This window comes from Actinomadura napierensis (assembly GCF_039529375.1).
Classification (GTDB): domain Bacteria; phylum Actinomycetota; class Actinomycetes; order Streptosporangiales; family Streptosporangiaceae; genus Spirillospora; species Spirillospora napierensis.
The window spans coordinates 15,757-36,006 of sequence record NZ_BAAAMR010000100.1; the positions used below are offsets into that span (position 1 = coordinate 15,757).

Annotated in this window: 16 protein-coding genes; 5 read left to right on the top strand and 11 right to left on the bottom strand. The window is 69.5% G+C overall.

The genetic code is table 11. The annotated features are described in order from the left end of the window. The first annotated feature begins 450 nt into the window (after window positions 1-450). The gene (locus ABD296_RS38215; protein ID WP_344279206.1) at window positions 451-723 is read left to right on the top strand and encodes a hypothetical protein; all 273 of its coding nucleotides are present in this window, start codon (window positions 451-453) and stop codon (window positions 721-723) included. Between the two features lie 173 nt (window positions 724-896). On the opposite strand, the gene ABD296_RS38220 is transcribed toward ABD296_RS38215, so the two are convergent. Together ABD296_RS38220 and ABD296_RS38225 are read right to left on the bottom strand one after the other, a co-directional pair. Then, a complete protein-coding gene (locus tag ABD296_RS38220) occupies window positions 897-2,189 on the bottom strand; it encodes a hypothetical protein (protein ID WP_344279209.1) in 1,293 nt (430 codons plus the stop codon). A gap of 11 nt (window positions 2,190-2,200) precedes the next feature. Next, window positions 2,201-3,235 carry an outer membrane protein assembly factor BamB family protein gene (locus tag ABD296_RS38225; RefSeq protein WP_344279212.1) on the bottom strand — a complete coding sequence of 345 codons (1,035 nt, stop codon included), beginning with the start codon at window positions 3,233-3,235 and terminating at the stop codon, window positions 2,201-2,203. Between the two features lie 910 nt (window positions 3,236-4,145). On the opposite strand from ABD296_RS38225, the gene ABD296_RS38230 reads away from it, so the two are divergent. Next, the gene (locus tag ABD296_RS38230; RefSeq protein ID WP_344279215.1) at window positions 4,146-4,805 is read left to right on the top strand and encodes a hypothetical protein; all 660 of its coding nucleotides are present in this window, start codon (window positions 4,146-4,148) and stop codon (window positions 4,803-4,805) included. Between the two features lie 34 nt (window positions 4,806-4,839). On the opposite strand, the gene ABD296_RS38235 is transcribed toward ABD296_RS38230, so the two are convergent. The 7 genes from ABD296_RS38235 to eccD all read right to left on the bottom strand — a co-directional run bounded on the left by ABD296_RS38235 (window position 4,840) and on the right by eccD (window position 11,971). After that, window positions 4,840-6,246 (bottom strand): S8 family serine peptidase, encoded by a 1,407-nt coding sequence (locus ABD296_RS38235; protein ID WP_344279218.1) that lies wholly within the window; start codon window positions 6,244-6,246, stop codon window positions 4,840-4,842. 84 nt (window positions 6,247-6,330) lie between these two features. After that, window positions 6,331-7,533: a hypothetical protein gene (locus ABD296_RS38240; RefSeq protein WP_344279221.1), complete on the bottom strand. Its 1,203-nt coding sequence runs from the start codon at window positions 7,531-7,533 to the stop codon at window positions 6,331-6,333. A gap of 29 nt (window positions 7,534-7,562) precedes the next feature. Continuing rightward, window positions 7,563-8,141: a WXG100 family type VII secretion target gene (locus ABD296_RS38245; protein ID WP_344279224.1), complete on the bottom strand. Its 579-nt coding sequence runs from the start codon at window positions 8,139-8,141 to the stop codon at window positions 7,563-7,565. Window positions 8,142-8,237: 96 nt separating this feature from the next. Continuing rightward, a complete protein-coding gene (locus ABD296_RS38250) occupies window positions 8,238-8,531 on the bottom strand; it encodes a WXG100 family type VII secretion target (RefSeq protein WP_344279227.1) in 294 nt (97 codons plus the stop codon). 45 nt (window positions 8,532-8,576) lie between these two features. After that, on the bottom strand, window positions 8,577-8,978 hold the full coding sequence (locus ABD296_RS38255; RefSeq protein WP_344279230.1) for a WXG100 family type VII secretion target: 402 nt from the start codon (window positions 8,976-8,978) through the stop codon (window positions 8,577-8,579). 136 nt (window positions 8,979-9,114) lie between these two features. After that, a complete protein-coding gene (eccB, locus tag ABD296_RS38260; RefSeq protein ID WP_344279233.1) occupies window positions 9,115-10,563 on the bottom strand; it encodes a type VII secretion protein EccB in 1,449 nt (482 codons plus the stop codon). A gap of 7 nt (window positions 10,564-10,570) precedes the next feature. Then, a complete protein-coding gene (gene eccD, locus ABD296_RS38265; protein WP_344279235.1) occupies window positions 10,571-11,971 on the bottom strand; it encodes a type VII secretion integral membrane protein EccD in 1,401 nt (466 codons plus the stop codon). Window positions 11,972-12,149: 178 nt separating this feature from the next. On the opposite strand from eccD, the gene eccCa reads away from it, so the two are divergent. Then, window positions 12,150-16,130 (top strand): type VII secretion protein EccCa, encoded by a 3,981-nt coding sequence (gene eccCa / locus ABD296_RS38270; protein ID WP_344279239.1) that lies wholly within the window; start codon window positions 12,150-12,152, stop codon window positions 16,128-16,130. 3 nt (window positions 16,131-16,133) lie between these two features. Here the strand turns inward: eccCa and ABD296_RS38275 are convergent, their stop codons facing one another. Further along, window positions 16,134-16,565 carry a MerR family transcriptional regulator gene (locus ABD296_RS38275; protein WP_344279243.1) on the bottom strand — a complete coding sequence of 144 codons (432 nt, stop codon included), beginning with the start codon at window positions 16,563-16,565 and terminating at the stop codon, window positions 16,134-16,136. 28 nt (window positions 16,566-16,593) lie between these two features. On the opposite strand from ABD296_RS38275, the gene ABD296_RS38280 reads away from it, so the two are divergent. Next, entirely contained in the window at window positions 16,594-17,304 is a 711-nt protein-coding gene (locus ABD296_RS38280) for a methyltransferase domain-containing protein (RefSeq protein WP_344279245.1), read from the top strand. Here the strand turns inward: ABD296_RS38280 and ABD296_RS38285 are convergent. Beyond that, window positions 17,281-18,825 (bottom strand): MFS transporter, encoded by a 1,545-nt coding sequence (locus ABD296_RS38285; protein ID WP_344279248.1) that lies wholly within the window; start codon window positions 18,823-18,825, stop codon window positions 17,281-17,283. The two genes, ABD296_RS38280 and ABD296_RS38285, sit on opposite strands and share 24 nt — an antisense overlap. Before the next feature lie 208 nt (window positions 18,826-19,033). Here ABD296_RS38285 and sigJ point away from each other — a divergent pair, with 208 nt between their 5' ends. After that, entirely contained in the window at window positions 19,034-19,969 is a 936-nt protein-coding gene (gene sigJ, locus ABD296_RS38290) for an RNA polymerase sigma factor SigJ (RefSeq protein ID WP_344279251.1), read from the top strand. The last annotated feature ends 281 nt before the right edge of the window (window positions 19,970-20,250 follow it).

Sequence of the window (20,250 nt, forward strand, 5' to 3'; positions counted from 1 at the left end):
CATGACGATGGGCTCCTTCTAACGGCAACCGGTCAGCACGGGTCACAAGATCGAGAGCCTTCCACGACCGCGGCTCATGTGCGTGAACAGAGCCAGTGCCACCGTCGCCGACACCCTGCCAAAGGGACTAAAAGACCCCAAAGCCTGGAGACATCGGTGACCAGACGTATTCCTCCGTACCGATACACCGCCGCATTAAGCACGGCATTACTCGCGGTCGCGGCCTGTTCCGCCGGTGGGAGCCCGAGTGAGCCCACCCGGAGCAGTATCAAGTTGCCCACAGCAGACCCACCTGGCCAGCAGTTCTCCATGCCTTCCGCCTGCATGCTGGCCACCTCCCATAGCACATCACTCCTGCTGGGTCGACGACTCCAGGTACGGTCCCAGGAGTCAGGCGACAAGCACGCCTATTGCCAAGCTTCCACAGCCCTTCACGGCGACGACAGGTCCGTGGCCACCGCGACGGTAAGCGCCTGGCCCACCGCCTCAGTGGCATCCAACTCAATTGTTTCCGACATCAAGTCCGGCAAGTGCAAGAAAATCAGCGGCATCGCCGATACCGCTTGCATGACGATGAACGTCGGACTGGTGAACGTGTACGTCGCGCGAGGGAACATCGACGTCGTCTCGACCTTCCGACTGCTCGGTCTAGTAGAAAACAACTCCAAAAGCCTTGAATACGCGCGACAGTACGCGGAAACGATCTCTCAAAGCATTCATTGACCCAATGAAGACAACACACCCGGTTGTTTTTGGGGCTCAAGTGTTGACAGAGGGGTCGCGGCCGGAAGCCATGGCCCCGACGAGCAGTTGGACGGCTCGCGATTGCGGCGGCGGTCGCCGCAGACGCTCTCGACGGCCTGGCGAGCGCGCGGGGTAAAGGCGAGGACTGAAGATCAAGATATTCCGAGAAAAGCTTTGATGACTGTGTACGCGGGTCCGGTCCATGCAGCCCAAGGCCCCGTACCGGCGGCGACACCCAGGGCAGCCTTCCCGCTTTCCATCCAATGGACCTGGAGGTGCTTACTGACCTCGTTGTAATCTTTCTCCATCTTTCCGAGATTCTTTTGATAGTCCCCGAGCTTCCGGGACTGCGAAGGATTCAGATCGCTGTCGGGCCGATTGGCGTTATTCTTGTCCGCATGCCACTGAAGAACTTCCTTGCACTTCTCAAAAAGGTCGTTCAACTGTCGGGCGACCACATTCCGGTCTTTTGTTGCCTTGCCGTGAAGGTCGCTGAACAAGGAATTCAGGTCATTGATATGATCACGCAGTTCGTTCTGTGGCATGCTCGGCGTGATGCCGGCCGTGGTGGTCACATAGAGTTTCCCCTCCACGGATTGTATGCGACACCCCTGGTCGAGGAGGACCTGAGCACGCTCTTCGAGCTTGAGCTGCATTCCGTACAAGCGCCAGACCAGCCAGTCGATGTGCTCGGCGAACTTTTCCGCCACCACGTCGCCGAGAGACTGCATGGTCGCCGCATCGCGAGCGAAAGCCTGGGCGAACAGCGACGCGGCCGGGCCGTGCCAGCCAGGTTGCCAGTCCGCTCCGGTCGTTCCGATCAGTTTCTTGGCCGCGATCTTCAGATCGTCGACGAGCGATGTGGTCTGTTCCTTGAACACCCGAAGCTGGGAGACAAGCCTGATCATCCCTTGGAAATCGCCGCCGATCCACGGATCGGGTCCCGAACTACCCGGCCCCGTAGCCCCGCTGATATCACCCCAATTGTTCATGTACTGCAGCGCGGAAAGAGATACACTATCCCCTGCCTTAACGTGCGAAATTTTCGGCGGATGGGGTCGAAATGCTCCGAGAGTGGGATTTTCCAGAACCGTATTCTTGGGCTGACCGTCCGTGGCATCCGGGATCGAATAGCCACTGTAACCACTTCGGAGCGCCTTTTCGATCTCCTGTACGGCGCCAAGCGCCTTGGACTCGGCCTCGGAATACGTGGCAGCCGCTTGAACCAGTTTGAATGAGTGAGAGTCAATGACATCGGCAACGATGCCGTGAGCGTTCCCCAAGGCTCTGAGCGTGAGTTCCATCATCCGGTCGATCGCCAGATTCCCTCCCCGGGGTACGGGAAGACCATCGTCCGGCATAGTCGATTCGTAAGAGCTCGCGCCCTGCGCGATTAAGCGCGCAGTCGTCACGAGCGACTTGTGGAAGACAGAATATTCGGTCATGAGAAGAAACCTTAGTTTCCGATCGACGTTATCGTGACTCGGCTTTTCCCCGACGCATCGTCCGTAGCAGCGGCGAGCAGGGATTCATTCCCTGCGGCAACCCAGAAGGCATTCCCCTTCAGGGGAGGATTCACTTCGACCGATAACGCCCGCCCCACTGTCGCTACCTTGATCGACCCGTCCTTCTGAATCCCGTACGCACGGGTGCCGTCGAACGTTGCGACCCGCACCCCCTCCGAAAGGCTCACGATCGAGGTACGGCCTCCGCTGGCGGTCATCGCAGCGAAGTAGTGTTCTCCGTTCCGCAAAAACGGAACGATCATATTGCCGCCCACCATCGCCAACGGAGAAAGGGGGCCCCAGATATCGTAGGCCTGGGCTTTGTTCAGTACCGTCTTGGCCTGACCGGACGGATCCTGAACGATCAGCTTATGGGAATTCTTTTCAACTCCCTGCTCGAAGACTCCATAACCGTCATCATTGATGCCGACGAATCTGTCGCCCGCGGACGACAGCGGAGAGTCATCCGGCGTCAGAGTTCCATGGCGCCACGTGGCATGCCCCGATGCGGCGTCAACCGCGACGACGGCGCTTCTCGTGCCGCAAGTGACCGGAATGGCGAGCCAGTTCTTGCTCACGTACCGTTGAGTCTCGACACTGCTGGGCTGGGTCAGTCGGGAGGTGTCCGGCGTGCAACCGTAGAGTTGCTGCCGGCCGATGTTCCACTTGATGCGCCCGGTCCGGCTGTCGACGCCGCGGATGGTATGGGTGTCGAGCGAGACCACTGGAACCGTCGCCGCCCCGGCCAGCACTTGGAGTTTGTCGGAATACGGGATCAACGCGCCGGGTGGTGCTTGTGATCGCCAGGAGACCTGGCCTGTGGGTGCGTGGACACTGATCCAGCGCCCACCACGGGTCGCAATGACCACCTGCTGCCCGCTGACCGCAAACGCTGCAACTCCCGAATGGTCGTAGGAGACGCTGCGCCATACGGTCGCGCCCGTCCGGGCACTGAGAGCTTCAACACCCTGGGGCGAGGCGGCCACCAGGACTCCTCCGACCATGGTCAGGTCCCTGATCTCGCCCGCCTCTTGAGCCAGGGAGAGCGTCCTGGTCCAAGCGGCGCGCCAGTGCCCCGGCGTGGGGCCTGCGGTGCTGATCGGGGCAACAGGCACGCTCGCGGAAGGCGAAGCGGAGGTCGAATTCGTGGAGACGCAGCTCGACGTGAGCGCACCTAAAAGGGCCAGCAGTGCCGCCTTACCAGGTCGTATCGTCACGATCACCCTCCCTGCGGGAATTTCGAATCCCGCCACTGGTGGCCAAGACGACGACGAAAGGCGCTACCGACACCCCCGTCAGCGGTCGACGAGGGGATGATCACGCATGTCCTTTGCGGGTCCAGAACGGGGACGGTCAGGCATCCGGCAACGGCCACCTCCAACAGACCGGAGGCGACGTCGCCAGGAGTCGGCGGAATCTTTCCGCGCCTGGCAAAGCAAGTCAAGGCCCAGTCAACAAGTCGAGTGCAACCTGGTCTGCCACCTCTGCCTCCGCCGTTCGCGTCCACGCCACCGGGTGTCGTCGCCTGCACCGGGACGGCTGAGACGCCGTGCGAACGCGAACCTCAACTTCAGGACGTACGAGGCCGGCTTCGCTTCGGTGTTAATCTCGCGGCGTATCGGACGGTCGACTCATTGTGGTTTGGGGGCTTGAGAATTGGCTGAGGGTTCGCGGCCGGAGTTCGTGGCTCCTGATCAGGAGTTGGACGGGTCGTACCGTGAGGCTCAGGAGGCCGGCGGCGACCGCGAGGCAGCGCCGCGGGTTGTCGCGCCGGAGCCGGTTGCGGAGGGCTCAGAGCAAGGCTCAGCGCCTGAGAGGTCGGCGCGGGGATCTGTCCTCGGGTGGGCGAAGGCGCGGCCTCGAGTCGCGATCGCTGGGGCGGCTGCGGCGATCGTCGTGATCGGCGGCGCGGTGGTCTGGGGGACGTCCGGCTCGGACGAGAAGCCCGCGACTCGAATTCACTTCGCGGCGCTTCCGGAGGCGTGCCAGTCGCCGTCCACGTCCGTCCTGTCCAAGTACCTGCCGGCGGCGGGGAAGCCGGCGCCTGACGCCGGCGGTGTCTCCGGCGACCAGCAGTATGTGGCGTGCGAATGGCGGGAACCGCTCAGCGCCCAGAAGGGCAGGACGCTGGTCTCGCGGCATCTGCGGGTCGTGATGCGCCTGTTCGCGGGCGGGCCCGGGCTCGCGGACGCGAAGTCCGATTACCAGTCGGCCTGGCGGACCTCGAAGGAGGGGACGGCCACCGACAGCGTCGGGTCGATCCACAACGAGGCGCCGATCCTGACGCGCGGGCTCGGCGACGAGGCCTTCCTGCATCACACGGTGACGACGACCGTCCTCGGACGCAGCGGCACGTCGAGAATGGTCGTCCGGACGGAGAACGCCGTCATCACCGTCGACTTCGACGGCGCCGCCTACCCGCTCGACCATGACGGGGTCGCGGTTCAGAAGAAGGCCGTCCCGCTGGACGAATCCGTGACCCGCGAGGCCGCCCAGGCCGTCGCACGCGACGTCACCACGGCCCTGTCGTCCTGCAGGACCTGCGTGCGCCGCTGACCCGGGCCGACCGACCGGCCCGGGTCGGCAACGATCATTCGGGAGGCGGTGCGAAGTTCGGGTTGGGGTGTCCCTGGGGCGCGGGTGGCGGCGGGTAGGGCCCGTCTTGCGGCGGCGGCGCCTGGTGGGGGTTCGGCTGGCCCTGGTAGGGCTGCGGGGGCAGCGGCTGGCCGCCGGTGTGGCCTCCGAAGGACGGGGGCGTGCCCGGCTGGCCCATCGGCTGCGGGCCGTTCGGGAAGGGACCGGTCGAGTACGGTCCGCCCGGCTGCCCGCCGGCGCCGCTGGACTTCCGGCGGCGGAGCACGATGATGAGCCCGACACCGACCACCACGACGACCAGCACGATGACGCCGGCGATGAGGGGCGTGTTCGAGCCGCCGGAGTCACTGCTGTCGCTCTTCGGCGCCGCCTGGTTGTCGCCGCCGGTGGGCTTCTTGACGACCGCCTTGTCGAGCCGCGCATAGACCGGGTTCTCGGCGCCCTGCGAAACGTTGTTCTTCAGCGCCCGTGGAATGCTGATGACGCCGTAACCGAGCTGGTCGTCCTTGCCCGGCGTCCCGAAGTCCTTCGCGGTGTTCGTCAGGAGCTGGACGACGCGACGCGCCTTCATCTGCGGGAACTTGCTGCGGACCAGTGCCACCGCCCCCGACGTCAGAGCGGACGCCTGGCTCGTCCCCGCACCGCTGTTGTAGACATGGCCGGTCTTGCCGATGCCGCCGACGTCGGCACCGGGCGCTCCGACCGTCACGTAGTTCTGCCGTTGGGTGTGCTCCCACGGCTTCAGCTGACGGTTGATCGCACCGACGGCGAGCACACCCGGACACGACGCCGGGTAGATGGCATCGTTCGAATAGTCACCCTCGTTCCCGGCGGAGGCGACGACCACGATGTCCTTTTGCTCGGCGTACTTGAGGGCCTGAAGCACCTCGTCCGGGCACTGTTGCTTGAACACCGAAGACGATCCGCCGCGGGAGAAATTCATCACTTTGGCGCCGTGATCGGCGGCGAAGTGGATCGCCTTGGACACGTCGGTCGGTGAGTTTCCCGGACTGTAGATAGGCAGAATCTTCGATTCGGGGGCGACTCCGTAGAAGCCCGAATGCGTACCGCGAGCCGCGATGAGGCTGGCCATGGCCGTGCCATGGCCCTCGTTGGGGTCGTGGTCCTTCTGCCCGTCCCCGCTCATACGGTCATGCAAGAGGTCGATGCCGGGCAGCACGGCCGGCTTCATATCGGGCAGTGAGGCGTTGACCCCGGTGTCGACGACGGCGACGGTAACGCCTGCGCCCTTCGTCTGAGGCCACACGTCAGACTGGATATTCCAGGCACCGAGCCACCACTCGTTCGAGCTAATGGGGGCCGCCTGAGCCGCGGTGACCGGGCCGAGGGCCAAGGTCACCGCCGCCGCCGCGGCCGTCGCCGCTTGGATCAGCCGTCGCATTCGTCCTATCCCATCCAGATGCGGAAAGGGCGGACGGAGGCCAGGCCCCCGTCCGCCCTGTTCACGTCGTCAGTTCCGCGGCGTTCAGCCGATCACCGGAGGTGCGGTGTCATCGTCGGCTCCCCAGACGTCGTCGTCCTCGGACAGCCAGGTCGTGCGCTCGCGCTCTTCGCTGTCGCCGCCGCCGTGGCCGCCGTGGCCCATGGGCATGCCGCCCATACGGCCCGCGCCCGCGCCCCGTCCGGCCGCACCGGCGCCACCCGCGAGGCCGCCACCGGCCGCTCCGATCCCACCCGGAGTCGCGCCGAAGCCGCCGAGGCCGCCGCCCGCACCGGCACCGCCGCCGAGGCCGCCGGGGTCGGCACCGAAGCCGCCGCCGCCACCTCCGCCGAGGCCGGTGGGCATGCCCCCGCCGCCACCGCCGCCGCCGGGGAAGCTCGACAGGTCGCTGCCAAGGCCGCCGCTTCCGTCCAGGCCGGTACCTCCACCGCCGCTGCCGATGCCACCGAGACCGCCGGGGTCGCTGCCGAAGCCACCGCCACCGCCACCGGCGCCACCACCGCCGGGCAGGTGCGGTCCTCCGTCACCGACCGGGGCGAACGGGCTGGATCCACCGGAGCCGCCACTGCCGGAGCCGAACTTGCCGAGGCCACCGGGGTCGCTGCCGAAGCCGGCGCCACCACCACCGGCGCCACCACCGGGAAGGCCGCCACCGCCGCCTCCGAAGCCGCCGCCACCGCCGGCGCCGGGACCGCTTGGACCGCCCGGAGGCGTGTCGGTCAGTCCGCCCTTGTCCTGGGGCAGGTCCTTGGTGATCTCGGTCGGATGGGCGTTGAACGCCTCACCGGTCCGGTTCAGGAACCGCTGCATCAGTTCCCGGCCGTGCTTGTCGTCGCCGCCGGTGTGGATGAGACCGTCACTGGCGTCCTGACCGGCCTGCTTGTACCAGTCGAGGATCTGCGTGCCGTACCAGTGGTAGGTACTGGCATTCGTATGGCTGTTGTTCGACAGCTTGATGGCGGTCGAGTGCACCTGCTGGAGCTGCTGGACGGCCTTCTTGGCCTCGTCGCCCTTCCAGTGCTTGACGAGCGTCTCAGCGAACCCGCGCAACGCGGTGCTCATCTCCGCGAGGGCGTCCGCCGCGTCGGAGTAGGCGGTACCGGCGTCCTTCACCGGCGCCGAGTTGATGCTCGACAACTTCTTCTTGACGTCGTCGAGACTCATCCCGTCGGCAGTCGGCTTGGACCACGACTGAGAGCCGCGGATGACGTAGTACTCCTCGGTCATACCTCTTCCCTCCTTCCGCCTACCCGCCCTTAGGCCAGGCTGCCGTTGCCCGGATGCACGCTGTTGACCTGCTTCTGGGTCTTGCCGTGGGCGGCCTCGTAGCCGTCCGCGGTCGCCTTCAGCTTCTCGATCACACCGTTGTAGGCGTCGGTGATGTTCTTGATGTAGGTGCCGAAGCCGTCGCGGGACTGGTTGGCGAGGTCGACGAAGCTCTCGCTGCCCGGGACGCCGCCGAGGTTTCCGGTGGTGACGGCGATCTGCTGGACCTTGCCGAGGCGCTGCTGCCAGCCGGTGAACTGGCTGTGCATCTTGCTGGCCAGGTCCCGCAGCTCCTGCGGGTCGACCTCGTAGCCGTCGTCGGCCTCGACGCCCCACTTCTCGTCGTCGGGCTGGGAGCCGCGCGGGACGGCGTTGGAGGGGTCCGTCGGGCTCTTGGCGGGGACGCCGTACTGGTAGTAGAGCTGCCGCTGCTCGTATTCAGGAAGGTTGTCCCACTCCTGCTGGGTCATCCCATGCTGGGTTTGGACCTGGCTGTATTCACCGGCGCCGGTCGTGTAGGTGTAGTCGACCTTCGCGAGCGCTTCAGGCGGCAGATGGTACTTGCTCATAGCTCATCCTCCTGCGAATGGCCTCCGGACCCCCCTGGCGCGCCTACGCCGTGCGGCCCGGCGGGGGCGGCACGACGTAGGCGGTCCAGCGGTCGTTCAGCCCCAGATGCCCTGGTTGCGGCGCTCCGCGGCGCTGTAGTTGCTGTGCGCCTCGCCGATGACGACGCCGAGCTGGTTGAGGACCTGGCCCATGTGGGCGGCGGCGCTGTCCCACGTGCGCTTGGCCTCCCAGTAGGCGCCCTGAGCGCTGCCCTCCCACTGCGAGAGGTGCTGCTCGAGGCTCTTCTCCAGGTCGTGGAGCTCGTCGGTCAGGGCGCGGTAGGCCAGCGAGAAGTCGGCCTGCGCCTGCTGCATGGTGCCGAAGTTTGCCTTGGTGTAGCTGTCGCTCACGTCACGAGTCCTTCGCGTTCAGGGGTCGACGGGGTGGGAGGACGATCAGGTGCTGCCGTTGAGCAGCTGGTTGATCTTGTTGACCGCCTCGGTCTGCTCCTGCTCGGTCGACTCGTAGGTGATCTTCGTGTGGGTCAGCTTCTCGTGCATGCCGTCCAGGGCGGTGCGGACCTTGTTCATCTCGGTCTGAAACTCGTTGAAGACCCGGTCGAAGGACACCGAGGCGTTGCCGGCCCAGCCGGCCATCAGCGAGGACTTGTGGCCCTCGAGCTGGCTCTGCAGGCCCTTGACGATGTTCGCGGAGTCCTCGATCCGCGTCGCCGCCTGCTGCATTGCGTTTCTGTCGACTGCGGACTGTCCACCCACAGTGTCACCTCCGTTTGCGAGTCTGTGGCGCCGCGCGCCAGGAGCCGAGGGGCTCTGGCGCGCGGCCTGCCCGGGGAGCACTCCTGAGGCACGAAATGTCAGCGATCATAGGTCGTATGTCCCGCCTATGTCGACGTGAATGATGATCTAGCGGTTCATGGCGGGATGGGAGTATTCGTGTGATGTACGTCACATCGGATTACGGACATTCCCTTCGTCAGCCATGGACGGTCGGAATCGGCTTTCGGGCCTGGGTCGGGTCCAGTGCGGGGCCCTGCGGGATCAGGTGCACCACGCTGGACGGCACCGGCGCGGCCTTCTTGGCGTCGTAGCCGAGCTTCTTCGCCACGTCCGCCGACGGCAACGCGAACCGGATGCCCTGGTCGTTGACGAGCGACAGCGACCCCGAGCCCTCGCCGGAGGAGGCGGACGAGTCGCCGCCGCCCGGCACCAGGCTCATCAGCGCCGCGCCGCCCGGCGGCAGCACCATCTGGTCCACGGTGCTCGCCCCGCCGGCCGAGCCCGACCCGAGCACCCCCGCGGACGGGGCGGGCAGCGACCCGCCGACCGTCAGGTGCGAGGTGGCCGACCCGACCGGGAAGACCGAGCACAGCGGGGTGGACGGGTCCCACTTGGCGAACTTCGGCAGCGTCGGCGGCAGGTTCTGGTCGAGCAGCCGGGTGCCGGAGGTGATCCGCTGCGCGGACGACACGTCGGTGTCGACCGGCCGCGCGCTCGCGCCCGGGTAGGCCTGGCTCTCGTTGGGGTCCAGCAGCAGCAGCTGCGCCTGCGTCGCGTTGATCTGCGACAGCCCGTCCTGGAGCATCACGTACCAGAGGGTCTGCCCGCCCGCGCCGGTCTGCGCCCGGAACACCTGGCCGACCCTCGCCTGCCCGCCGCCGGGGCCGGGGACCGTCTTGCCGCGCCCGGGGACGTTCGGGGCGCCGAACGCGCCGGCGGACGGGATGGCGTTCAGCCACGTCGGCGGCACCTTCGCCGCCTCGGGGCCGTTCGTCAGCACCGGCACCTGGTTCAGCGGCAGGGACAGCGGCATCCGGTGGTCCTTCCAGATCACCCACGGGCTGCCGCTGGACTGCACCACCAGCGCCTCGCCGTCGCCGAGCCCGCGCCCGCCCACGTTCCGGCCGGCGGCCAGCGCGGTCAGCTCCTGCGGCACGCCGTTGGCGGCCTGCGTCTCGCGCACGCACACCGACCACGGGCCGCGGATGAGCTGGCTGCTGTCGGGCAGCGAGTCCGGCGCGCCCTGGATGCCGATCATCGCGCCGCGCTCGAACCCGTCCAGCGACTTGCGCGACACGCTGCGGCGGGTGACCTTGTCGGAGTTCAGCGCCAGCATCGCCGAGGCGTAGTTGGCGACCGGGAACATCTTCTTGGTGTTGGCGTCGTAGATGTACTTGGTGCCGGTCTCCTTCTCGATGATGAGGACGCCCGCCTCGTCCAGCCCCTTGGCGCCGCCCGGCGACAGCACCCCCCAGATGCCGAAGACCGCGACGACGAGCAGGCCGACCATCACGCCGCCGAACGCGGCCGCCGACAGCCGCCGCATCGGCGACTCGGCGACGTCGGGCTCGCCCTGCAGCAGCGCGAGCCCGACGCGCTGCGTCATCAGGCGGTGCGCCTGGTAGAGATCCCGCCGGCTCTGCATCAGCGCCTCACCCGGCCAGCCCGCGCACGCGGGAGTAGACGTCCAGCACCGCGAGCGCCAGCGGGATCAGGGAGATCATCACCAGGATGTCGAGGATGTCGCCCCAGCGTCCCCAGAACGGGGTCGGCTTGTGCGTCGGCAGCCACAGCGTCACGCCGACGACGATGCCGACGATCACCAGCAGCGGGACGAGCGCGGCGGCGAGCGCGACGACCTGGTCGCCGTGCAGCGCGACCCCGATCACCGTCAGCACCAGCCCGAACAGCCCGACGACCAGCATCCAGGCGCGCTGGGACACGCCGCGGAAGACGCGGGCGCGCAGCAGCAGCGACACCGACATCACCGCGCTCGTCGTGGGCCCGGCCCAGCCGTCGGAGTTGAAGAGGAACAGCATCGCGCCCGCCGCGACGAGCGCGATCGAGGCGATGAGGCCGGTGGAGAAGCGGTCCGCGGCGGCCGTGCGGGCGAGCACCATCCGGCCGTCGACCGTCTCGGTGTCGCGGCGCAGCTCCTCCGCGCTGGACGGGACGGGCGGCAGCGGCACCCGCGCCAGCTTGAACGACAGCGACGGGACGGCCGCGATGAACATCATCACCACGACCGCGGCGACGGCGGCGATCCCGGCGGCGGGCAGGTCGTCGAAGGCGAACCCGACGCCGGAGGCGACCGCGCCGACGAACCCGGCGAACGCCACGCCGAGGAACACCGGCAGCCCGTCCGCGACGCCGAACGCGGCGATGATCGCGGCGAGCGCGGCGACCCCGAACCCGGCGAGCAGGTGCGGCGCGCCGAGGTCGAACAGCTCCACGCCCTTGCGTGCGGGGGCCAGCGCCCCGGCGAGGAAGGCGTACGGCAGCGCGGCGTACCCGAGGACGACGCCCGCGCCGGAGTCGGCGACGGCCCGCGACAGCACCATGGCGACGACGAGCGTCAGCAGCGCGATGAGGCCGGATGCGGCCGCCGGAATGATCCACGGCGGCCCGGACAGCGCGATGACGACGGCGCCGACGACCAGCGCGACCCCGGCGGCGCCGAGCCCGAACGAGCGGGTCGTGGTGGGGCGCCAGCGGTCCGACCGCTCCCGGATGCCGGTGGCGATGACGTCGGCCACGTCGTCGAACGACATCTCCGGCAGCTGCGCCATCCGCGGCCGGAAGTAAAGGATCTCCCCGTCCCGCACCCCGAGCGCGCTCGTCGTCTGCGCCGGGTCGAAGGGGTTGCCGTCCAGCCGCTGCAGCACCCAGCCGGAGTGCGCGAGACCGGCATCGGCCATGTTCTCTCCGGCGGCCCGCAGCAGGGTCGGGAGCATGTGCGCGAGCGGCACGTCGGCGGGCAGGGACACGTCGATCCGCCGCCGCGGCGCGACGATGGTGACCCTGCACAGTTCGGTTGTGGCGGGGGAATTCACGGGAGCTCCCGTCCTCCAGGTCAGATCGGCGGGCTGGACCCGATCGACGCGCAGCTTAGGATGTGACGTCCGATTACGCTAAATCAACACCAAACTCCACCAACCTGCGGGTCGGTCGTGCTCCCCGTCGTATCGCGGCCGCCCCCGGGACGAGTGGGCCCGCGAAGGGAACGCCCAGGTGAGCACACTCCTCGTCAAGCGCAAGGAGCGCCGGAAACCGCCCCCTGCCCCGAAGGGCGAGCTGCTGCTGGAGTCCCCGCCGGAGATCCCGGAGATGCAGAGCGGCGGCATGCAGGCGGTGCTCACCTACCTGCCGATGGCCGTCATGCCGGTGATGATGGGCCTGATGATGGTCGGCGGCGGCACCAAGTCGCCGATGATGATGATCAGCAGCGGCGGCATGGCGCTGGCCATGGGCGGCATGATGATCGGGCAGCTGGGCCGCGGGTCCGGCGAGCGCAAGTTCAAGCTGAACGGCGCGCGCCGCGACTACTTCCGGTACCTGAGCCAGGTGCGGCGCCGGGTGCGGCGCGCCGCCGACCAGCAGCGCGAGTCGCTGGAGTGGAACAGCCCCGCGCCGGACTCGCTGTGGTCGCTGGTGATGAGCGCGCGGATCTGGGAGCGCCGCCCCGCCGACCCCGACTTCGGCAACGTGCGGATCGGCGCCGGCCCGCAGAAGCTCGCCGTGCAGCTGATCCCGCCGGAGACCAAGCCCATCGAGGACCTGGAGCCGATGACGGCGGGCGCGCTGCGCCGGTTCGTCCGCGCGCACTCCACCGTCCCGAACCTGCCGGTCGCGGTGTCGCTGCCGTCGTTCTCCCGGATCCTGCCGATGGGCGACATCGACGCCGTCCGCGGCATGGTCCGCTCGATGATCGCGCAGCTGACGGCGTTCCACTCCCCCGACGACATGCGGGTCAGCGTGTGCGCGTCCGCCGAGGCGATGCCGCACTGGGACTGGATCAAGTGGCTGCCGCACTCGATGCACCCGTCGGTGACGGACGCGGCCGGGCCCGTCCGGCTGATGGCGGGCAGCCTGTCGGAGCTGGAGCGGATGTTCGGCACCGAGGTGAAGGACCGCGCCCGGTTCACCCCCGGCCTGTCGCAGAACGACCTGCCGTACCACGTCGTCATCGTGGACGGCGGCGCCGTCACCCCCGACTCGCAGATCGGCTCGGACGGCATCGAGGGCGTCTGCGTGATCGACCTCACCGGGCACGTCGCGCCGACCGCCGACAACACGATGCTGCGGCTGCGGGTCGCCGCCGACAAGATGGCGATGCTGCGCCGCGACCGCACCGGCAAGGACGTCGCCAGCTCCCTCGGCCGCCCCGACCAGTACAGCTACGTCCAGGCGGACGGCCTCGCGCGGCAGCTCGCGCCGCTGCGGGCCAGCGCCGCCACCGGCCCGGAGATGGACGCGCTGTCGGCCGCGACGACGCTGACGACGCTGCTGGGCGTCCCCGACCCGGCCCGGATCGACGCGCGGCAGGCGTGGCAGCCGCGCGCGCCGCGCAACCGGCTGCGCGTCCCGATCGGCCTGGACGCCGACGGCCGCCCCATCGAGCTCGACATCAAGGAGGCCGCGCAGGGCGGGTACGGCCCGCACGGCCTGTGCATCGGCGCGACCGGTTCCGGTAAGTCGGAACTGCTGCGCACCCTGGTCCTCGGCCTGGCGATGACGCACTCGTCCGAGGTGCTGAACTTCGTCCTCGTCGACTTCAAGGGCGGCGCGACGTTCCTCGGCATGGACGGCCTCCAGCACGTCTCCGCCATCATCACCAACCTGGAGGATGAGCTCCCCCTCGTCGACCGCATGTACGACGCGCTGCACGGCGAGATGGTGCGGCGCCAGGAGTGGCTGCGGCAGGCCGGCAACTACGCCTCGCTGCGCGACTACGAGAAGGCCCGCGAGCAGGGCGCGGCGCTCAAGCCGATGCCGACGCTGTTCGTGGTGCTGGACGAGTTCTCCGAGCTGCTGTCGGCCAAGCCCGACTTCGCCGAGCTGTTCGTGATGATCGGACGGCTCGGCCGGTCCCTCGGCGTGCACCTGCTGCTGGCCTCGCAGCGCCTGGAGGAGGGCAAGCTGCGCGGCCTCGACACGCACCTGTCGTACCGGATCGGCCTCCGCACCTTCTCGGCGATGGAGTCGCGGGTCGTCCTCGGCGTCCCCGACGCCTACGAGCTGCCGCAGGCGCCCGGCAACGGCTACCTGAAGATCGGCACCGAGACGATGACGCGGTTCCGCGCCGCGTACGTGTCGGGGGCGTACCGCCCGGAGGAGGACGCCGGCGCGAGCCAGGGGCGGCAGGGACCGCGGCAGCTCGCCCAGATCGTCCCGTTCACGCCCGCCTACGTGCAGCCGCGGATGCAGGAGCAGCCGCAGGGGCAGCAGCAGGCCAAGGAGGACGAAGGCCCGCAGATCAGCCTGTTCGACCTCGTCGTCAAGCAGCTCGCCGGGCACGGGCCGCCCCCGCACCAGATCTGGCTGCCGCCGCTGGAGGAGTCGTCCACGCTGGACCAGGTGCTGCCGAACCTGCAGCAGACCCCCGACTTCGGCTTCACCACCGCCGGGTGGGACGGCCGCGGGCAGCTGCACGCGTTCGCCGGCATCGTCGACAAGCCGTTCGACCAGCGCCGCGACCCGATGTGGCTGGACCTGGCCGGCGCCGCCGGACACGTCGGCGTGGCGGGCAACCCGCAGGCCGGCAAGTCGACGCTGCTGCGGACCCTCATCACCTCCCTCGCGCTGATGCACACCCCGCAGGAGGTGCAGTTCTACTGCCTGGACTTCGGCGGCGGCGCGCTCGCCCCGCTCGCCGACCTCCCGCACGTCGGCGGCGTCGCGAGCCGCCTCGACCCCGACCGCGTCCGCCGCACCGTCGCGGAGGTGTCGGGGCTGCTGGAGTCGCGGGAGCGGTTCTTCACCGAGCGCGGCATCGACTCGATCGGCACGTACCGGCGGCTGCGCGCCAGTGGCCAGATCCCCGGGGACGGCTTCGGCGACGTGTTCCTCGTCGTCGACAACTGGCTGACCGTCCGGCAGGAGTTCGAGGCGGTCGAGGCGACCATCACCGACCTCGCCGCCCGCGGCCTCGGCTACGGCATCCACGTCATGGCCGCGACGAACAAGTGGTCGGAGTTCCGCCTCACCATCCGCGACCTGTTCGGGACGAAGCTGGAGCTCAAGCTCGGCGACCCGTACGAGTCGGAGATGGACCGCAAGCTCGCCGCGAACGTCCCCGAGAGCAGGCCCGGCCGCGGCATCACCCGCGAGGGCCTGCACTTCCTCGGCGCGCTGCCCCGCGCCGACGGCCGCGCGTCCTCCCAGGACCTCTCCGACGGCGTCAAGCACCTGGTGGAGACGGTCCGGGCCGGCTGGCAGGGCCGCCCCGGCGCGCCGCAGGTCCGGATGCTGCCGGACGTGCTGCCGCTGACGTCGCTGCCGCAGGTGGCCGAGACCGGCAAGCGGATCCCGATCGGCATCGACGAGGACACGCTGTCGCCCGTCATGCTCGACTTCGAGAACGACCCGCACTTCGTCGTCCTCGGCGACAACGAGTGCGGGAAGTCGAACCTGCTGCGCGTCATCGTCGACTCCATCAAGGCGCGCTACACCACCGACGAGGCCCGCATCATCATGCTCGACTACCGCCGGGCCCTGCTGGACTGGGCCGAGAGCGAGCACGTCATCGGGTTCGCGGCGTCCTCGACGGCCGCGGCGGGGCTGATGAAGGACGTCAACGGCGCCCTGGTCAACCGGCTCCCGCCGTCCGACCTGACGCCCGAGCAGCTGCGGAACCGGTCCTGGTGGAGCGGGTCGGAGCTGTTCCTCATCGTGGACGACTACGACCTGGTCGCCACCCCGTCCGGCAACCCGCTCGCGCAGCTCGCCGAGCTGCTGCCGCAGGCCCGCGACATCGGCATGCACCTGATCCTGTCGCGGACCATGGGCGGCGCGGGCCGCGCCATGTTCGACCCGGTCATGCAGCGGCTGAAGGACATGGCCAGCCCGGCGCTGATCATGTCCGGGAACAAGGACGAGGGGAACCTGTTCGACGTCCGCCCCGGGCCCCTGCCCGTCGGCCGGGGCACCCACTCCGACCGCCGCGCCGGCAAACGCCTCATCCAGACCGCCTTCCACGGCGAAGGCCAGTAGCGGTCACGCGTGGAGAGCCCCGGGCCGGACGGCCCGGGGCTCTTCCATGTGCTGGGCGAGCGCGTCCTGGAAGTGGCGGCATTCGGCGATGTCGTCGTGGTCGCAGGTCAGGGTGCACTCGATGACGTCGAGCGCCGCGCGGGCGGCGGCGATCCGGCGGGCGAGGTCGTCGCGCCGGCGGCGCAGGATCTCCTGCCGCCGCCCGGCGTCCGAGGTCGCCAGCATCCCGCGGATCTCCTCCAGCCCGAGACCGGCCTCCTTCGCCCGGAGGATGACCGCGATCCGGTAGAGGTCCCCGTGCCGGTACCGGCGGCGGTCCCCAGCGGCCCGCTCGGGGTGCAGCAGCCCGACCGACTCCCAGTGCCGCAGCACATGCGTCGCGAGCCCGAAGCGCCCGGCGACCTCCCCGATGCCCATCGTGGCGCTTGACTTCATGTCGACATTAAGTCGCAGCATGACCGGCATGTCCACGGATCTGATCGCCAGGCTCGACGCCGCCGACGCCACCCCGGCCGCGACCCGGCTGCGCGCCCGCACCTACGACCTGCTCCGCGCCGCACCCGGCGCGCTCGTCGCCGACATCGGCTGCGGCGCCGGACGGGCCGTCGCCGAACTCACCTCCCAGGGCGTCCGGGCGGTGGGGATCGACCTCGACGAACGCATGATCGCGGTCGCCCGCACCCGCCTGCCGGACGCCGACCTCCGCGTCGCCGACGCCCGCGCCCTGCCGTTCCGCGCCGGCGAACTCGCGGGCTACCGCGCCGACAAGGTCCTGCACAGCCTGGCCGAACCCGGGTTCGCACTGGCGGAGGCCCGCCGCGTCCTCGCCCGGGGTGGACGCATCGTGCTGTGCGGCCAGGACTGGGACACCCTCGTCCTCGACTCCTCGCTCCCGGACCTGACCCGCGCCATCGTCCACGCCCGCGCCGACCAGGTCCCGTCCCCGCGAGCCGCCCGCCAGTACCGCAACCTCCTCCTGGACGCCGGCTTCCACGACGTGGCCGTCGAGATCCACACGGCCGTGTTCACCGACGGCGCGATCCTCCCCATGCTCGCCGCCCTCGCCGAGACCCGTCTCGCCGACGACTGGCTCGCCGACCAGCGCGAACGCGCCCGGACCGGCCGCCTGTTCGCGGCCGTCCCCTTCTTCCTAGCCTCCGCCACCAACCCCTGACCCCGCGCCCGCCCTCATGTCGAGTTGCGGCGTGTCCTCCGGCCGGGTCAGGGGGCCGGAGCGCAGCAGCGCGCCGCAGAGGACCGCGCCGGTCGCGAAGATGCCGGCACACCACCAGAACACCGTGGTGTAGCTGTGGATCGCCGCGAGCTGGAGCAGCTGCGGCGTCGGCCGGCCGTGCGCATGGTCGGCCAGGTAGCCGGTGGTGGCGCTGGCCGCGATGGTGTTGAGCAGCGCGGTGCCGAGCGAGCCGCCGAGCTGCTGCCCGGTGTTGATGCTCGCCGACGCCACCCCCGCGTCCTGCGGTGCGACGCCGAAGGTCCCGGTGGCCGCCGCCATGCCGAAGATGAGTCCCATCCCGGCGCCGACCACCATGAGCGGTCCGAGCAGCGCGGACGCGTAGCTCGCATGCGCGTCGATCCGCGTCAGCCAGACCATGCCCGTCGCGTTGAGCAGCATGCCGGTGATGACCATCGGCTTGGGGCCGAGCCGCGGCATCAGCCTGGTGTTGCCCAGGTTCGCCATGGCGCCGCTGAGCACCACCATCGGCAGCATGGCGAAGCCCGACCTGACCGCCGAGTACCCCAAGGTCACCTGCATGTAGTAGACGAGGAACAGGAAGACGCCGAAGGTGCCGGCCCCGCTGACCAGGATGGTGAGATAGGCGCCGGCGCGGTTGCGGTCGAGCACGACGCGGGGCGGCAGCAGCGGGTGCCCGGCGCGCGACTGCCAGACGGCGAAGACGGCCAGCAGCGCGACACCGGCCGCGAGGAAGCCCCACGTCGAAGGCGCGCCCCAGTCGTGCGACGCGGCGTTGGAGAAGCCGTAGACCACGCAGAACATCCCGGCGGACACCGCCGCCACGCCCGGGACGTCCAGCCGTCCGCCCCGCGTCCTGTCCTGCCTGCCCACCAGCAGCACGCCCCCGACGATCGCGATCGCCGCGAACACCAGGTTCACGTACATGCACCACCGCCACGACAGGTAGGACGTCAGCGCGCCGCCGAGCAGCAGCCCGAGGCCCCCGCCCGCAGCCGCGACCATGCCGTAGACGCCGAACGCCTTGGCCCGCTCCTTCGGGTCCTTGAAGGTCGTGGCCAGCAGCGACAGCGCGGACGGCGCCAGCAGGGCGGCGAAGACCCCCTGGCAGGCGCGCGCCGTCACCAGCATCGAGAAGTCGACCGAGGCGCCCCCGACGGCGGAGGCGCCCGCGAAGCCGACGAGGCCGGTGAGGAAGGTCGTCTTGCGGCCGATCAGGTCGGCCAGCCGCCCGCAGAACAGCAGCAGGCTGCCGAACGACAGCGCGTACGCCGTCACGACCCACTGCCGGTCCGCGGTCGAGAAGTCCAGCGCGCGCTGCGCCGACGGCAGCGCGAGGTTCATCACGGTCAGGTCGAGGACGACCATGAGCTGGGCGGCGGCGATGACGGCGAGGACCAGCCACCGCCTCGGATCCATGGCCGCCGTCCCGGCCGCCTCGGAGCCCGGCCCTGCCGCCGGGACTGCACTGCGTGTCGCCACGATCATCTCCTTGCCACATGGAGTCAGGAGCGTCCGGAGCGGTCACTACGCTGGCGGTGACGTCGCCGGGCTCCCTGCCTGCCGGGTTGGTCTCAGCAGTCCGACGACACGGCCCGCCGGAATGTCAGGCGGCGCGGCGACCTGACGTTTCGGTGCGGCATCTCGTCGGACTGATGAGGGCAGAGCCGCCCCAGGGAGCCTCCGGAACATGACCGACCACCCGGTGCCAGCACACGACCGCCCCGACGCGGGCCTGAGCGCGGTCATCAGCGAGCGGCGCCAGCTGATCAATCTCTCCTACCGGCTCCTCGGCTCCCTGGCCGACGCCGAGGACGTCGTCCAGGAGAGCTACGCCCGCTGGTACGCCATGTCCCACGAGCAGCAGGACGCCATCGCCTCCCCCGGCGCCTGGCTGTCGAAGGTCGCCAGCCGCATCTGCCTCGACCTGCTCGGCTCGGCGCGGGCGCGGCGAGAGCGCTACGTGGGCGAATGGATCCCCGAACCGGTGCCCGAACCCACGCAGTGGGTCAGCGGACGCCCCGGCGCCGCCCCGGCCGACCCCGCCGACCGCGTCACCCTCGACGAGTCGGTCAGCATGGCCTTCCTCGTCGTCCTCGAATCGATGACCCCGGCCGAACGCGTCGCGCTCATCCTGCACGACGTGTTCCGCTACCCCTTCGCCGAGATCGCCGACATCACCGGCCGCACCCCGGCGGCCTGCCGGGAGCTGGCCTCCTCGGCCCGCCGCCGCATCCGCGCCGGCCGTCCGCCCGCGACCCCGGCGGCCCACCAGGCCGGCATCGTCCGGAGCTTCAAACAGGCGCTGGAGACCTGCGACGTCGACGCCCTCGTCGGCCTCCTCGACCCGGACGCCACCTTCACCGCCGACGGCGGCGGCCAGGTCAGGACAGCGCTCCACCCGATCGAAGGCGGCGAGCGAATCGCGCACGCCTGCGCCGACATCGCGGGCCGGAACCCCGACCTGGTCATGCTGGAGCGCACCGTCAACGGCCAGCCCGGCCTGGTAGCCCAGCGGGACGGCGTCACCGTGTCGGTGTACGCCTTCGAAATCGCCGACGGCCGGATCAAGCACGTCTGGGCCATCCGAAACCCCGACAAACTCCGTCCCTGGACGCAGAGCTGACACGCAGGCAAGGCGCGGACGCGGGGCAAGGCGCGGGGGCGGGGGCGGGGGCGGGGGCGCAAGGTGCTGGGCGCACGGCGCAGGTCCAAGTTTCGGGGCCTTCAGGCGAGACGAGGGTGGGGACGTATCGCGAGTTGGCGCATCGTGAAACAAGACGGTGAGGGGCGGATCGCGAGACATCGGGCATCCGGCGAGGGGTGGGTGGGGTGTTGGCGGAGGGGTCGGCCGTGCGGTGGGGTGGCGCTGGCGTACGGGGCCGCCCCTCCAAAGTCAAGGGCGCC

Bases quoted from the DNA above. Each gene is read 5' to 3' on its own strand.
- ABD296_RS38245 (WP_344279224.1), bottom strand. From the start codon at position 8,141: ATGAGCAAGTACCATCTGCCGCCTGAAGCGCTCGCGAAGGTCGACTAC.
- ABD296_RS38235 (WP_344279218.1), bottom strand. From the start codon at position 6,246: ATGCGACGGCTGATCCAAGCGGCGACGGCCGCGGCGGCGGCGGTGACC.
- ABD296_RS38220 (WP_344279209.1), bottom strand. From the start codon at position 2,189: ATGACCGAATATTCTGTCTTCCACAAGTCGCTCGTGACGACTGCGCGC.
- sigJ (WP_344279251.1), top strand. From the start codon at position 19,034: ATGACCGACCACCCGGTGCCAGCACACGACCGCCCCGACGCGGGCCTG.
- ABD296_RS38280 (WP_344279245.1), top strand. From the start codon at position 16,594: ATGTCCACGGATCTGATCGCCAGGCTCGACGCCGCCGACGCCACCCCG.
- ABD296_RS38275 (WP_344279243.1), bottom strand. From the start codon at position 16,565: ATGAAGTCAAGCGCCACGATGGGCATCGGGGAGGTCGCCGGGCGCTTC.
- ABD296_RS38240 (WP_344279221.1), bottom strand. From the start codon at position 7,533: ATGACCGAGGAGTACTACGTCATCCGCGGCTCTCAGTCGTGGTCCAAG.
- eccB (WP_344279233.1), bottom strand. From the start codon at position 10,563: ATGCAGAGCCGGCGGGATCTCTACCAGGCGCACCGCCTGATGACGCAG.